This is a genomic window from Ruminococcus sp. RTP21484sp1_RTP21277st1_D2_RTP21277_210401, assembly GCF_040924225.1.
In the GTDB taxonomy this organism is placed as follows: Bacteria; Bacillota; Clostridia; order Lachnospirales; family Lachnospiraceae; genus Blautia_A; species Blautia_A faecis.
The window spans coordinates 49,545-64,924 of the sequence record NZ_JBCOMJ010000021.1 but is presented as its reverse complement, the minus strand read 5'-3'; the positions used below and the strand labels follow the sequence as shown (position 1 = coordinate 64,924).

Here is a 15,380-nt window from a genome sequence, read left to right as displayed (position 1 = left end):
GAATGGAAAAAGAAGTTTTAATTCACGTAAAAGGTTTACATATGATGGACACACCAGAAGGTGATGAGCCAATCGAGATTGTGGTTCCGGGAGAGTATTATTTCCGCAATGGAAGCCATTATCTTCGCTATGAAGAAATGCTGGACGAGCAGGGAGATCCTACTGTAAATTATATCAAGATATCTTCCCGGGGAATGGAAGTCCGAAAAAAAGGACAGGTAAATACACATATGGTTTTTGAGCAGGGAAAGCGTAATATGGCATTTTATACCACCCCGTTTGGAACTCTTGAAATGGGAATTTCAGCGACGAATCTGGAATTGGAAGAAAGTGACGGTCAAATTGCCATGAAAGTGAACTATTCTCTGGACCTGAATCAGGAGCATGTGGCAGACTGCTGTCTGGATATTCAGGCGCAGGGGAAGAATACAACTGGGTTTGTGTTGTAGGAACTGTTGGGTAGAAGCATTACAGAAATTAATTTTAACAAGAAGACAGCAGGCGTTCGTTTGTTAGAATGAACTCCTGCTGTTTTTTTTATTGTTATTTGAATCGGTAGCAGTGGACGAATCTGGTATTGGAATCAATATTTTCAGATGAAACCAGTGGTCACTGGCGCTGACATCCACGGTATTCATGAATTTGAAAAGGGTTCCATCGATGACGCTGGTTATGGTAATCCCATGTTTCTGGCAATATATGGTTTTCATTTTTTATGTAATGATGTAAACAAAAGAGGTGCGACTTAAAAGTTTGTTTTTAAGCTGCGCCTTCTTTGTTTAATTCACCAGCCGTAACCAGATACGAAAGCGTAATCTGTAGCTTTTTAAACGTGGGATGTTGTGGACTCCTGGAGAAATTCATTTTATACTATAGTTAAATTATGAGTAGATTTACAAGAAATGAGAATTGGTTATTGTTCAAAGATTGTGAACAGCAATAATTTACGGGAGGAAAACGGAAATGGAAAATACATTTTGGATCTGGTATCCGGGAGATTTTGAATTATATCATGCCATGAAGCAGAATTTCAGCCGTGTGGAGAGAGGTTTTGGATGGCCGGCATTTTGGAAGAGTGAGGGCTTCCGCAACCGTGTGGCTTTCCGCCGGACTTATGAATTGGAGCAGGAGACCAGTTTTACTGTATTTTCCAATGCGATTGGTCATGTGCTTGTAACCAGGGAGAATGGGGAGAAGAAATATCCATTTGGAAAGAAGATTACAGTAGCACCTGGAAAGGTGCGGATCTCTATTCATGCAGGCTGTGTGGAGGCATTTCCTTGCGCTTATGTGCAGGGTGAGGTGATCCATTCTGATAAAACATGGAAGGCAGAGGATTATTCCCAGCCATTAGTGCCGGTTGGAGTGTGTAAGTATTTTACCAAGCCGGGACAGAATCCTACTGTGTGGGAATATACAGAAAAAGAGTGCAAGCCGGTGAAAATCAGCGAGATAAACGGTGGCGTGCTGGCAGAGTTTGAGACGGAACTGACGGCGGCGGTTTATGTGAAAAGTAAACGCAGTAATTGTGTTGACAGTACAAGCGAAGATGAGGATTTAGAGGTTTTTTGCGGTGAATCTGAGGACGAAGCTCTTGACCTTGAGCACTGCTACTACAGCTGGCAGCCGAATCCGGTTACAAATCGATGCCCATGCTGTGCAGTCCGTTTTGCATTCATTCCGAATTGCAAAGCCGAAGATGTGGAAATCACAGCATTCTATCAGTATGTAGATTTCCCGAAACGCGCTTCCTTTAAGTGTAATGATGAGAAACTAAATAAAATCTGGGAGGTGGCGGAGCATACCTTCCGTCTTTGCAGCGGTATCTTTTTCCTGGATGGGGTGAAACGTGACAAATGGATCTGGTCTGGAGACGCCTACCAGAGCTTTTTTGTAAATCAGTATCTGCTGGCAGATCCTGATATTGACCAGAGAACTCTTTTAGCACTACGTGGAAATGATCCTATGACAAGACATATCAATACCATCATGGACTATTCCCTGTTCTGGATCCTGGGCGTGCTTTATCATTATGAGGCATATGGTGACCTGGAATTTGTCCGCCAGGTTTATCCGAAAATGTGCTCCCTTATGGAGTTCTGTGAGGGTCAGCTGGATGAAAACGGATTTCTTGTAGGTCGTGAAAATGACTGGATCTACATTGACTGGGCTGACATGGATAAGACTGGTGCCCTTTGTGCAGAGCAGATGCTGTTCGCAGCATGCTGGCAGACCATGGCGAAAGTGAGTGCGGCTCTTGGAGAAGAAAATCCGGAATACATGGAGAAATATGAGAAACTGATCGGGCAGATCCGTAAATTCTACTGGGATCAGGAGAAAGGCGCATTTATTGATTCCTTTGAATCCGGTAAGAGAAATGTGACCCGTCATGCCAATATTTTTGCAATTCTTTTTCACATTGCAACACAAGAAGAGCAGGAGAAAATTCTGGCAAATGTAATTAAGAATGATGCAATTCCGGCAATTACAACTCCGTATTTCAACTTCTTTGAACTGGATATGCTCTGCCAGACCGGAAATCTGGAATTTGTACTAAATAAGATTCGCAATTACTGGGGCGGTATGCTGGACCGCGGTGCAGTTACCTTCTGGGAAGAGTTTGACCCGGAGGCACCAGTAGAAACTCAGTACGATATGTACGGCGACCGCTTTGGAAAAAGTCTCTGCCATGCCTGGGCTGCAAGCCCGATCTATTTCCTGGCGAAGTATTTCATGGGGCTGAAATTTACTGGAGTCGGCGGAAAAGAATTTGTGGTAGAATCGCATACTGAGTTTTTCGACAGCTTTGATTGTACATTGCCTGTTGCTGAGGGACAGGTACATATTGTGTGGGATGGGAACGAGCTGAAGGTAGAGAAGACAGCTCACAGACTTGATTTATAAAGTTCTGTGGGCTGTTATTAGCGTAAAAAAAAGGACTGTTCACGCTAATTCTTCCACAGAGATAGGAAAAAGCAGTAAACTGTCAACAGAACGAGAATGCCGAAAAGGTAGTTGGTTTAAGGACAGAGATTTCAGAAAGGAGTAGTTTACTGTATGCAGAAAATTGATTTTAACAAGGATTGGATATGCAGGTGTCTTACCAGGGATGAGGAAGCTTATCCGGTGACTTTGCCACATGATGCAATGCTGAGTGAGCCGCGTACTCAGGAGAGTACCGGCGAGGGAAATATTGGATGGTATATTGGTGGGGATTACGAATATACCAAGAATTTCTTTGTGCCAGAGGAGTATAAAGATAAGAAAGTCCTCATTGAATTTGAGGGTATTTACCACAATGGTGAAGTTTACATAAATGGAAAAAAAGCGGCTTACCGTCCTTATGGTTATACCAATTTTTATGTGGATACAGAGGGCTTTTTTCAGTATGGAAAAGAGAATGAGATCAAAGTCATTGCGCGCAATGCTGACCAGCCAAACAGCCGCTGGTATCCGGGAACCGGTATTTACCGTCCGGCTTATCTGTATGTTGGGGAAGAAAAACATATTCCGGTAAACGGCGTGAAAATCCGTACTTTAAGCTATGATCCGGCGAGAATTGAGGTCGTTGTGAAAACTTCTTCGCCGGGAGAGGTTTCCCTGAAGATTGAGTTTGAGGGCTCTAAAGTACTTAGAGTAATTGGTGAAAGTACAAAAATAGGAAATGTAAACAATGACAAAATAATATCATCAGATAATAAAAACATGCAGCCAAATGAATCAGTACAGACTGGAAAAAATGGACAGAAGAGTGAATTGGCGCAGGTGGAAGCGGAAAAAAATAATCAGGAAGCAGCATACCAGGCCATCTTCCAGCTGGATGTTCCAAACGCAAAGCTCTGGGATACAGAGCACCCGAATCTCTATACCTGTAAAGCAATTTTCGGTGAAGACGAAGTAACTGAAACTTTCGGAATCCGTGAATTGATCTGGAATCCTCAGGTAGGAATGACCATTAACGGAGAGCGTGTGATTCTTCGCGGTGCATGCTTTCATCACGATAATGGCGTGCTTGGTGCATGTACGTATCCGGAAGCAGAAGAACGTAAAATGCGTATTCTCAAAGAAAATGGATACAATGCAGTCCGCTCTGCACATTATCCTTGCTCTAAGGCACTTCTGGATGCCTGTGACCGTGTGGGAATGCTGATGATGGATGAATATGTAGATGTGTGGTACATTCATAAGACTAAATATGATTATGCCGGACAGCTTGCTGACTGGTGGAAACAGGACTTAAAAGACATGGTTGACAAGGATTATAATCATCCAAGTGTGATCATGTACTCCACAGGAAATGAGGTTGCAGAGACCGCCCAGAAGAAGGGAATTGCCCTCACCGGCGATATGACAAACTACCTTCACAGCTTGGATTCCACCCGTCCTGTTACCTGCGGAATCAACATTTTCTTCAATTTCTTAAGTTCCATAGGACTTGGTGTTTACAGTGATGACAAGGCAGAAAAGAGCGCTGGAAATGCAGAGAAAAATGCCGCTCAGGCAGCTGGAAAGAATGAGAAAAAAGTAGTTAAAAGTGGTGAAAAGACAGTAAATAAAGCCACAGAAAATGGAAAAAAAGGATTAGGCAGCACCAAGCCGGAAAAGAAGAAAAAGCCAGTAGGAAGCGAGTTCTATAATACTCTTGCCTGTCTGGTTGGAGACTACTTTATGAAGTGTGGTGCCACCCTTTATCCATGCGATTTAAGGACGAAGGATGCCTACGCAAACATGGATATCGCAGGTTATAATTACGGTATTTTCCGCTACAAACATGATCTGAAAAAGTACCCGAACCGTCTGATTCTTGGAAGTGAAACCTTCTGTAAAGATGCGTATAGTTTCTGGGAAATTGCCAAGAAAAATAAAAGAATTATCGGTGATTTTGTGTGGGCAGGATGGGATTATATCGGAGAAGTCGGGGATGGTGCAGCAGAGTATTCTGACTATAAATTTGAAGATCCCGCCACGAGAATGACAGGCGGAAACGGTCGAATTGACCTGAACGGAAAGCCGCGTGCAGAGGCTGCATATACCAGAGTCGCTTTTGAAAGAGAGACAGGTCCGTTTATTGCAGTTGATCCTGTTTATCAGAAAGAAAAGCTTCGTCTTACTGGCTGGCAGCTGACAAAAGCTCTGGAAAGCTGGGCATGGGATGGCTGTAACGGAGAACCGGCGAAGGTAGAAGTTTATGCAAGGGCTGCACAGGTTGAGCTGTTTATCAATGGCAAAAGTGCTGGTAAAAAGAAAGTGAAAAAATGCCGTGCAAACTTTAATATCACCTATCAGAATGGGGAGATAACGGCGGTTTCTTACGATGAAAACGGAAGAGAAATCAACCGTTATTCATTACATACAGCAGGAAAAGAAACGGTTCTTCAGGTGCGCCCAGAGGAGAAAACCGTAAAACCGGAGGGCCTTGCATTTATTCAACTGCAATACACAGATAGCAAGGGAATCTGGAAACCAATGGAGAAACATAACATAAAAGTAACAGTAGAAAATGGTGTCCTGAAGGGACTCGGAAGCCCGGCTCCTTATGTAAAAGGGAATTATACTGACCATACTGTGGCGACTTATTATGGTGAGGCAATGGCAGTTGTACAGGCAGATGGAAACGGACCGGTGAAGGTTACCGTGGCAGATGAAGAACGGTTTTATGTGGTGGAAATTCCATGTGAATGAAGTGAAAGACTTATGATTTAAGGTGGAAAAGAGGTTGAACAAATGAAGAAAAAAGGTTTTATCATAGGTGGAATCTGTCTTGCTGCTATAGTTGGTATTCTAGGTTACAATCATGAAGCTGTTCGTGTGGTTTTTCATAATGTATACTCTCCATCAGTGAAATTGGATGATTCTTCCAAATGGAATGGTGGAAAAGCTTATGAGAAGCTGCCATATTCTGAGACTTCCGAAAATGATTATCTGGATCTGTATGTGCCGGACAGTGAAGAACCTATGCCGTTGATCATATTGGTACATGGGGGCGGCTTCGTATACAATGACAGCCAGTCCCGTCAGGCGCAGCTGATGTACCGCTATTTCCGCGATCATGGATATGCATGTGCATCCGTTAACTATCGTCTTGCCCAGGAAGCAGCCTTTCCGGCCGGAGTGGAAGATGTGAAATCGGCAATCCGTTTTCTTCGTGCAAATGCAGAGAAATATGGATATGATCCGGAGCGTTTTGCAATCTGGGGAGAGTCAGCTGGGGGGTATTTATCAGTGATCTGTGGCGCTTCTAATGATGAGGAATTTAATAGTGTTCCATTTATCGGAGAAGATAAGAACCATCCTGTTTCCAGTGAAGTTCAGGTGATTCTGGACTATTACGGCTGTATGGAATTCGGAACTATGGAAGATGATTACAGGGAGCTGAGGATTCCAAAAATTGTCCGCTGGGCGGCCAGCCTGTGGCTTCAGGGAGCAATTAAAGATACCGGCTACGAAGATGTAGAATCTTATTGGATGCGCAAGGATGTAAAAACTCTTACTGAGGATGAGAAAAACAATTATAGTCCATTATATTATATTGAGAAAAATCTTACGGAGAAAAACAGCCCGGATATATTGATCTGGCATGGTGATGCGGATTTAGATGTTCCGTATCTGCAGTCTGAGAGACTGAATGCACTGCTTACAAGAATTGTTGGGACAGATAAGGTGGAATTTAAGCTTTTTCATAATTATAAGCATGCGGCAGATCAGCTGTACAGTGATGAAAATCTGGGAATCCTGAAAGAATATCTGGATGAGAAATTTGCATAAGGGAAGTCGCATACATTAATATGAGCGTGATTACCGGAGAATCGGCAGACACATAAGCTGACAGAAACGAAGAAAATATCTGGCACAGGGCAGAATTGCCCCGTCAGATATTTTTTTGCCCTCAAATAAAAAGGTTTTAACAAAATCTGTCAAAACCTTGAAAAAGCTAAATGGGTTTGATATGCTGTCTATATATATCTTTTGATGAGTTGTAAGTCATTGTTTACAGGTAATATTCTGTGCGGGTAAATTTTGCACAGAATTGCAGCACAAGGTGATCATTGTGCACTTAGTGAGCAGTGCTATTTTATATAGTAGGGAGAAACTATGAAAATAGAAAAAAAACTATGGATCACTCTGTTCGTATTTGGATTGTTTGCAATTGGTTTTTCAGGTTGGATATTCAGTCAGAGTACAGCCAGGGAAAAATTGCTCTGGGATAATACGATTAGGTTTGAAACAAAAAAACTGACAGATGGAGAAATCAAATCAGAGAATATTGCTCTGCCCGAAGACTTCGATGATCCCAGATCAATCTTATTTAAAACCACACACACCATTGCAGAAGTGTGGCTGGACGGAGAAAAAATATACGAATACGGAAATGAAGAAGATGCTCCCAGCTTTATGAAGTCACCGGGAAGCTGCTGGCACATTGTGAATATTCCGGAAGACAGCGCTGGTAAAAGTCTTGAGGTCAGAATTATTCCAGTATATGACAACTATTATGGAAATGAAGTCAGCATTGTATACGGAACACGGGGCAATTGCGTTCTGAAAATTTTAATGGACAGCTTTAAAACCCTGTTGCTCAGCTGCGGGATCCTGTTTGCAAGCATCATCTGCCTGCTGCTTTATTTGGGAGCAGTGCGAAGAAAAAGAAGAGACAAGACAGAAACGAAGATAGAGGTCTTTTTAAACCTTGGATTTTTCTCATTGCTGATTGCAGTATGGACACTGGCACAATGTGGATTCCTGCAGTTTTTGATTCCGGATGGAAGAACTTTGTATTTTGTAGATTATTTTTCATTCTTCCTTTTCCCGGTACCCTTTAATTTTCTGCTATATGATATCTGCAAAAGCAGATACCACAAAGGTGCATTGATTTTTCCCATTCTTTATCTTGCGAATATGGCAGCTGACGTTCTGCTTCAGTGTACGGGAATTATTGATATATTCCGGCTGCTTCCCGCAACCCATGTTATTATGGTTGCCAATGCAGTTTACACAGTTGCCCTCATTCTTTACGAGGCCAGAAAAGAAGGCAACGATGAAGCCAAGAAATTCCAGTATCCTATGTGTGTGCTCATAGTATTCGGAATGGTAGAAATGTTCCTTTATTATTTGAGAAAATTTCAACAGACATCCATTTTGCTTCCCATAGGAACCCTGCTGTTTATCATTATGCTGATCTGGATCCAGGTTTCCCAATATTACGATCAATACATCCAGAAACAAAAGGTGATCTATCTGCAGAAAATAGCCAACATGGATATGCTCACAGAGGCCATGAACCGAAACGCTTACGAGGACATGGTGAAATATCTGGAGGAAAGTGATATTAAACTTCGTACAACAGGTGTAGTTCTGTTTGATCTGGATAATCTGAAAGTGATCAATGACAATTTTGGGCATGAAAAGGGAGACGAAGCGCTGAAGCTATGCTATCAGTGTATCAGTCAGGCATTTCAGAATGTAAAGAACTGTTTTCGGATTGGCGGCGATGAGTTTGCATATGTATATCATAGCGATGAGAAGGATATGATTCCGGAACGGCTGAAGGCGCTGGAGCTGATTTTGAAAAAAACAGCGGAAACGAACAAGCTGGAGTATCCACTCAGCATGTCAGCCGGATATGCTTATTATCAGCCTGATATAGATTTTGACTTTAAGGATATTGTAAGACGAAGTGATACCATGCTGTACCGTCAGAAGCGCAGAAAGAAGGTGGCACGGTCAGCAGGTCTGGACAATCTGCTCTCCCGTATGAGTAAGCAGTCGACAGAGGAGATCACAGATGAGGTGATCCTGCAGGAGAAAAAGTTTCAGAGCATGTCTGTGGATGAGCTTTGCAGTGTGATCGATCTTCTTAGTCCGACTACAGATAATTACCCATATGTGGTTGACTTTCGGTCGGATTTTTATTACATAGCAAATCAGGCTCTTGAACGCTTCTGTATTCCCAAAAATGGTTTTCATAATGTAATTTCGAAGCATAAGGAATTTGTATATGCACCGGATTATGAAAAACTGAAAGCGGAATTTGATGATCTTCTGGAAACAGACCGCTGCACCCATAGCATGGAATATCGTTGGCTGGATCTGAAAAAAAAGCCGATCTGGATTCATTGCAAAGGGTATCTGGTCCGTGACGATAACATGAAACCTCTTTATATGATTGGTTGTGTGAACGAAATTGGAAAGAGACAGAAGGCAGATAATGTAAGCGGACTATTGGGAGAGTCTGGTTTCCGGGAGTATATGAACCAGCTGGATACTCCTTTGGAGACAGGATATCTGCTTCGTATAGGAATCGATCATTTTAAGGAAATCAATGATAACTTCGGACAGGAGTACGGTGACTTTGTACTTAAGAAAACGGCGGAGTGTATTTCAGGCTGTACATCAGAAGGACAGAAGGTGTACAAGCTTGTGGCAGATGAATTTCTGATTCTGGATGTTGCTTCTGACGAAGCGAAGGATGCGGATAAGCTTTATGATAAAGTGAGAGAGGCAATAGACAGATTTATTGAAACCAATGAATTTAAAGTCATGTATACGGTTTCAGGAGGAATTGTACCATTTGCGGCATTAAAGGGAAATCAGTGTTCAGAAGCATTGAAGCTGACGGATTTTGCCCTGAATGAGGCGAAGAAGCTGGGAAGAAACCGTTGTTATATATTTAATGGGGAAACCTACAGAAAATTTCTTCGGAAAAGGGAGATCACCCAGGAACTGCGGGAAGCTGTGATCAATGGATTTCAGGGCTTTACAGCTTTTTACCAGCCTGTATTTGCTGAAGACAAAAAAGTGCCTTATGGAGCAGAAGCTTTAATGCGTTTTACCTCTGAAAAATTCGGAATGATTTCACCGGCGGAGTTCATTCCCATTCTGGAAGAAACAGGTCTGATTATTCCTGCTGGCCGCTGGATGATGAAAGAGGCTATGGGAAAATGCAGTGAGATCAGGAAGATACTTTCAGGGTTCCGGATGAGTATTAATATTTCCCAGGTACAGGCCTCTAAGTCTGATGTGATTCAGGATATCAGTGCAGAAATGAAAAGGACAGGGCTGCCGCTGGAAGCGGTGATCGTGGAATTGACAGAGAGCGATCTTCTGGAACAAAATATAAATGAGAAGCATTTTCTCACAGAACTGAAGCGAATGGGAATCAGTCTGGCGCTGGATGACTTTGGAACCGGCTACTCGAACTTCCATTATCTCAGCGAGCTGAAACCAGAGATCATTAAGATCGACCGTTCTTTCACTGCGAAAGCAGTTGCAGATGAGCAGGAATATTATCTTCTGAATCAGTTTTGCACCATGATTCATAATCTGGATATGAAGATTTGTATCGAAGGTATAGAAAGTGCCCAGGAATGGCTCAAAATCCGAAAGCTGTGCCCGGAATTCACACAGGGATATTTCTGGGGGAAGCCTTGTGGGTATGAAGAGTTTGTGAGAAAATTTGTACAAGAAAAATAAGAGAAATCCGGTACAAAGTGTATAAAAATGCTTTGTGCCGGATTCTTTTTATGTGTGTATAAAATAATCTGCTACAGCACATAAAATTAAAAAAATGTAAAATACAAAAGTTTTAAAAATACATTTTAAAAACTTGAAAAAATATCAGTGATAAGCAGTTAGGAAATGAGTGAGAAAATGGAAAAAATGATAGAGATAATTTGATACTGGATGTTGATGGCAATAAATTAGATAGATTTTGCAAATTGACGTTGCGTGGGATTTAACCTATAATGAAATTAGTTTTATGAGTGAAATGGGGGAAACTATGCGCGTTGATGAGGTCATGACAGAAATTATACAACGGTGCAGATTGTATGGGGCACAGAAGATAATTCTGTATGGATCCCGGGCAAAGGGAACTGCGACAGAGCGGAGCGATATTGATATTGCAGTGTCTGGAGTCGCTTCACACGAAATTCTTGATTTGCAGGAGAATTTAGAAGAGATTCCAACATTGTACACAATTGATCTGGTTGATCTTGATACTTGTCAGAATCAGCTGTTGTTGGAGGATATAAAACAATATGGACGAGAAATTTATAAGAAGATTTGAGTCGTTTAGAAATTCACTGGACTCTCTGGCGGAGGCGAAACAGCGTGATTTGTCAGATTCTTTTGTACTTAGTGGAACCAGTGCTAAATTCAGTATTACATTTGACTTGGCGTGGAAGGTTATGAAAGATATTCTGGTACAGTATTATGCAATAACTGGATTTGTCACTGGCTCACCAAGAGAAGTTCTCAGAGAATCATTTCAGGCGAATCTGATTACTGGTGATGAGTGGATGGATATGCTGAAAGTAAGAAATCAGCTTGCACACGACTATGATGGAGTGATTGTGAAAGAACATTGCGGGACAATTGTTCATGTGTATATTGATAAATTATATGATTTCAAAAAGGCTGTTGAAAAATTGCTGAAAGAATAATACATCGACCGGGGCATGCCCGGTCGGTTGTTTTTAGGGAGTTTGGGTTATGGCTAAGGTGTATTTTGTGAGGGAAGAGATTAGTATAGAGATTCCGGTTGGAACCAGCGTTCTGGAGGCGGAGATTCAGGCGGGGCTTGCGCCGGATGTGCCTTGCGGAGGGCAGGGAACCTGTGGGAAATGTCTGGTGAAGGTAGATGGAAAGCCTGTGTTGGCATGTCAGACGAAGGTGGAAAAGGACTGTCAGGTGGAGATTCCCGGGAAGAAAAATAGAGGTAAAATTTTGAGCGAAGGATTTTCCAGAAAGGTGAATTTCCAGCCAGAATTGCAGGTGAAAACAGTGTGGCTGGAGAAGCCGGAGACTGGGGAAAAAAAGTCAGAGTGGGAGCGGCTGGTGGAGGCTGTTTATGAGAACCCTGAAACTGAAAAAGCTTCGCATACGATTCAGCGAAACATAAAAACAGATATAGAAATAGCTGGAAGTCTTTATAAAAAAAGAATCTCTGAGGCAGAATGGGACGTGATTTACATAGATGATGAAATTCTGGATTTGCAACCCTGTTTCGCTTCACAGGATGCTTCAAAGGAAAGACAGGAAGATAATTATAAAGGAGTACATCCGCTGTTGTTTACTGCATCAATTGACCTTGGAACAACCACAATTGTAGGTTATCTTCTGGATGGCAGAACAGGGGAGACATTAGCTGTGGAGAGTAGAATGAATCCTCAGATGCAGTACGGTGGAGACGTGATCCAAAGAGCTAATTATGCGCTGGAGCATGGAGAAGATGTGTTAAGTGCGTGTGTACGAAAGGTAATAAATGAAATACTGGAAAGCCTTAGTGTAAAAGCTCGAAAAGCCCTTCCAATAGATATAGAAAATCGCAAAAACGAAGTAACAAATGAAAAGAAAGAAGCGAATGAACAGGCTGTCAATGGCAAGCTGGGAAGCGCTGAATGGATGCCTGGAGTGGAAGATATCTATCAGGTAAGTCTTGTTGGAAACACCTGTATGCACCACCTGTTTCTTGGAATTTCCCCGGCTTCTTTGGTACATGCGCCATATACGCCTGCAATCAGTCAGTCCCTTACTTTGCGCGCAGCCGATTATGGTATTCACATCCACCAAAAAGGCCAGTTGCTCCTTCTTCCGAATATCGCCGGATACATAGGCGCAGACACCAGTGGCTGTCTTCTGGCTCTTCGACAGGATCTGAAGGATGAAATAACTTTAATGCTGGATATCGGAACTAACACAGAGATGATTCTTGGAAATAAATATGGCCTGGCAGCCTGCTCCGCGGCATCTGGCCCAGCCTTTGAAGGGGCGAAGATCCAGTGCGGAATGCGGGGGCTTCCGGGAGCTATCGATCATGTAAAATATGAAGATGGAAAATGGCAGTATACCACAATTGGCGGTGAGAAGCCTGTAGGCCTATGCGGTTCCGGGCTGATTGATCTGGTGGCAGAGCTTCTGCGTGCAGGTCTGTTAGAGGAAAATGGAATTCTTCACAGTGGGCAGGAAAGATCAGACACGTTTATGCTTGTGCCACCACAAGAAACTGTTTTTGCCCAATGTGAGCAGAATATGTCAGAGGATGCGCAAAGTGAGAAAACGGAGTGCCTACAGAGAAACGAAAAAAATGGGAGTGGGCAGTCGCGTTTTGAGAATGATTGCGGAGTCTATCTTACCCAGAAAGACATTGGCGAGGTTCAACTTGCCAAAGCAGCCATTGCCGCTGGAATCCAGCTTTTATTAAAGAAAAGAAGCATAGAAGAATCCCAGATCCAGACCGTGTATCTGGCAGGTGGATTCGGCAATTATATGAGTGCAGAAAACGCAGCCCGGATTGGGCTGATCCCGGAAAGTTTTGTGAAGAAAGTACAATGTGTGGGAAATATCGCCGGGGAAGGTGCTAAGATTGCATTGCTAAATAAGAATGAGCGTCACGAGATTGAAAATGCAGTGCGAAACATGGAATTTCTGGAACTGGCGGCCTGCCCGGAATTTCAGGATTGTTTCGTAGATGAGCTGGGATTTGAAAGGTAAAGAGATTTCCGTGTTTATTACAGGAAATTTTAGTGCTGATTTTATAAAAATAGAAGCAAGATAAAAAATAGAAACAAGATATAAAAATAGAAGACAGAGAATTATAAAATGTTTTTGCATATTGTTATCTGTGGATAATAATGATTAAAAAAGGATTAGAGACATGAATTTCAAAGACTTAAAACAACTATGCCTGTCCCACGGTTTCACCAACGTGGTACCCCTGGCCTGCGATACCATTGAACTAAAGCCAGAAGTACGCCAGATGTGCGCCTCCGATTCCTGTCACAAATACAACAAATGCTGGAGTTGTCCGCCCGGCTGCGGAACCCTGGAGGAATGCGAACAAAGAGTAAGAAAGTATAAACTTGGAATCTTGGTACAGACAGTGGGACAGCTGGAGGATTCCATGGATGGGGAAGGTATGATGCGCACAGAAGCTATGCACAAAGCCTCCTTTTACAGCCTGGAAAAAGATCTGCGGAAATTTTACCCGAATATGCTTCCAATGGGCGCAGGCTGCTGCACAAAATGCAAAACCTGTACCTGTCCGGACGCTCCCTGCCGCTTTCCGGACCAGGCCTTTTCCTCAATGGAAGCCTATGGAATGCTGGTCATGCAGGTTTGTCAGGCAAACCACCTTGACTATTATTATGGTCCTAGAAAGATTGCGTATACCAGCTGTTATTTATTAAAGTGAAACTGAGAAGATGAAATGCAGGTGGTTAGATATTTCGCAAAGAAAAGTTGTATATGTGTCAAGTGAAGGAGTGTAAGCACAAAGAAATGAAAGTTTATATAGTATTTTACGATGCTTTGCTCTGAAATCCTGCATATGCATTAAGCTGTGAAATTATTCACAGTAAGATAGTATAATCGAATGAGAAAATAACAGAAGAGGAATTTCCCCCAATTGATATAAAATGAATTTGTAAAAAGCAAGTCCTTTTAGCAGAGGACTTGCAGCGGAGAGAACGAAACTGTTACAGCTTGCGGAGAAGATTGTGACAGAAAATTACAAGTTACTGGTCACGGAGTGAACAGTAGCAATTACAATTTCATATTGGAGGGAAAATGCCATGATTATTATTGGTGAGAAGCTCAACGGATCCATTCCGTCAGTTGCAAAAGCCATTGCTGAGAAGGATGCGGACCTGATCAGAGAAAGAGCCAGAATGCAGACAGAAGCGGGAGCCACATTTCTGGACGTATGTGCCTCAGTAGAAGAGGCTGTAGAAGTAGAAACCTTGAAATGGATGATCGACCTTGTACAGGAAGTGACAGATACACCAATCTGTGTGGACAGTCCAAGTGCCAGATCCTGCGTTGCAGCCATTCCATTTTGTAAAAGACCGGGACTTATTAACTCTGTTTCCCTTGAAGGAGACAAAATTGACACGATTTTTCCAGTGATCGCAGACACAGACTGGGAGTGCGTAGCCCTTCTCTGCGATAACGATGGAATTCCGGATTCCGTAGAGCGTCGTATGAAAATTTTCTTCGGAATTATGGAAAAAGCGAAACAGTACGGCATTGCACCAAGCCGTTTACATATTGACCCACTGGTTGTAACCCTGGGAACAGACCAGACTGCGCTGACTGTATTTGCAGACTGCTGCAGAAGAATCAAATACGAATATCCGGAAATCCATATCACCAGTGGACTTTCCAACATTTCCTTCGGACTTCCGGTGAGAAAAAATATTAACCAGGCATTTATGGTTCTTGCTATGAATGCTGGTATGGACAGTGCCATCGTAGATCCGACCAACAAAAACATGATTGGTATGATCTATGCAACAAACGCACTTCTGGAGCGTGATGAATACTGCCTGCAGTATATTGATAAATTCGGAAACAAAGCATCCGAGGAAGCCGCTCAGCCGGCT

9 protein-coding genes and 1 pseudogene are annotated in these 15,380 nt (G+C 42.6%); all 10 read left to right on the top strand.

Annotated features, from left to right (window positions below; translation table 11 throughout):
* The first annotated feature begins 2 nt into the window (after positions 1-2).
* Positions 3-449: a YwiB family protein gene (locus AB5706_RS14375; protein WP_118577592.1), complete on the top strand. Its 447-nt coding sequence runs from the start codon at positions 3-5 to the stop codon at positions 447-449.
* Positions 450-963: 514 nt separating this feature from the next.
* On the top strand, positions 964-2,904 hold the full coding sequence (locus AB5706_RS14370; RefSeq protein ID WP_368366144.1) for an alpha-L-rhamnosidase-related protein: 1,941 nt from the start codon (positions 964-966) through the stop codon (positions 2,902-2,904).
* Between the two features lie 153 nt (positions 2,905-3,057).
* Positions 3,058-5,682, top strand: a complete 2,625-nt coding sequence (locus tag AB5706_RS14365) for a glycoside hydrolase family 2 TIM barrel-domain containing protein (RefSeq protein ID WP_368366143.1) — start codon at positions 3,058-3,060, stop codon at positions 5,680-5,682.
* Between the two features lie 42 nt (positions 5,683-5,724).
* The gene (locus AB5706_RS14360; RefSeq protein ID WP_173715756.1) at positions 5,725-6,765 is read left to right on the top strand and encodes an alpha/beta hydrolase; all 1,041 of its coding nucleotides are present in this window, start codon (positions 5,725-5,727) and stop codon (positions 6,763-6,765) included.
* Positions 6,766-7,092: 327 nt separating this feature from the next.
* Positions 7,093-10,470, top strand: coding sequence for a bifunctional diguanylate cyclase/phosphodiesterase (locus tag AB5706_RS14355; RefSeq protein ID WP_173715757.1), 3,378 nt, complete (start codon positions 7,093-7,095; stop codon positions 10,468-10,470).
* A 286-nt stretch (positions 10,471-10,756) separates the two neighbouring features.
* Positions 10,757-11,065: a nucleotidyltransferase family protein gene (locus tag AB5706_RS14350; protein WP_226814871.1), complete on the top strand. Its 309-nt coding sequence runs from the start codon at positions 10,757-10,759 to the stop codon at positions 11,063-11,065.
* Positions 11,037-11,441: an HI0074 family nucleotidyltransferase substrate-binding subunit gene (locus AB5706_RS14345; protein ID WP_118577587.1), complete on the top strand. Its 405-nt coding sequence runs from the start codon at positions 11,037-11,039 to the stop codon at positions 11,439-11,441. Before AB5706_RS14350 ends, AB5706_RS14345 begins: the two co-directional genes overlap by 29 nt.
* Positions 11,442-11,490: 49 nt before the next feature.
* Entirely contained in the window at positions 11,491-13,491 is a 2,001-nt protein-coding gene (locus AB5706_RS14340) for an ASKHA domain-containing protein (RefSeq protein WP_243249474.1), read from the top strand.
* Between the two features lie 163 nt (positions 13,492-13,654).
* On the top strand, positions 13,655-14,191 hold the full coding sequence (locus AB5706_RS14335; protein ID WP_195409250.1) for a DUF2284 domain-containing protein: 537 nt from the start codon (positions 13,655-13,657) through the stop codon (positions 14,189-14,191).
* A 379-nt stretch (positions 14,192-14,570) separates the two neighbouring features.
* Positions 14,571-15,353: pseudogene (locus AB5706_RS14330) on the top strand (methyltetrahydrofolate cobalamin methyltransferase); the annotation flags it as partial.
* Between the last annotated feature and the right edge of the window lie 27 nt (positions 15,354-15,380).

Excerpts from the sequence above, each read along its gene's own strand:
- AB5706_RS14375 (WP_118577592.1), top strand. The coding sequence starts at position 3 with ATGGAAAAAGAAGTTTTAATTCACGTAAAAGGTTTACATATGATGGAC.
- AB5706_RS14370 (WP_368366144.1), top strand. The coding sequence starts at position 964 with ATGGAAAATACATTTTGGATCTGGTATCCGGGAGATTTTGAATTATAT.
- AB5706_RS14365 (WP_368366143.1), top strand. The coding sequence starts at position 3,058 with ATGCAGAAAATTGATTTTAACAAGGATTGGATATGCAGGTGTCTTACC.
- AB5706_RS14360 (WP_173715756.1), top strand. The coding sequence starts at position 5,725 with ATGAAGAAAAAAGGTTTTATCATAGGTGGAATCTGTCTTGCTGCTATA.
- AB5706_RS14355 (WP_173715757.1), top strand. The coding sequence starts at position 7,093 with ATGAAAATAGAAAAAAAACTATGGATCACTCTGTTCGTATTTGGATTG.
- AB5706_RS14350 (WP_226814871.1), top strand. The coding sequence starts at position 10,757 with ATGAGTGAAATGGGGGAAACTATGCGCGTTGATGAGGTCATGACAGAA.
- AB5706_RS14345 (WP_118577587.1), top strand. The coding sequence starts at position 11,037 with ATGGACGAGAAATTTATAAGAAGATTTGAGTCGTTTAGAAATTCACTG.
- AB5706_RS14340 (WP_243249474.1), top strand. The coding sequence starts at position 11,491 with ATGGCTAAGGTGTATTTTGTGAGGGAAGAGATTAGTATAGAGATTCCG.
- AB5706_RS14335 (WP_195409250.1), top strand. The coding sequence starts at position 13,655 with ATGAATTTCAAAGACTTAAAACAACTATGCCTGTCCCACGGTTTCACC.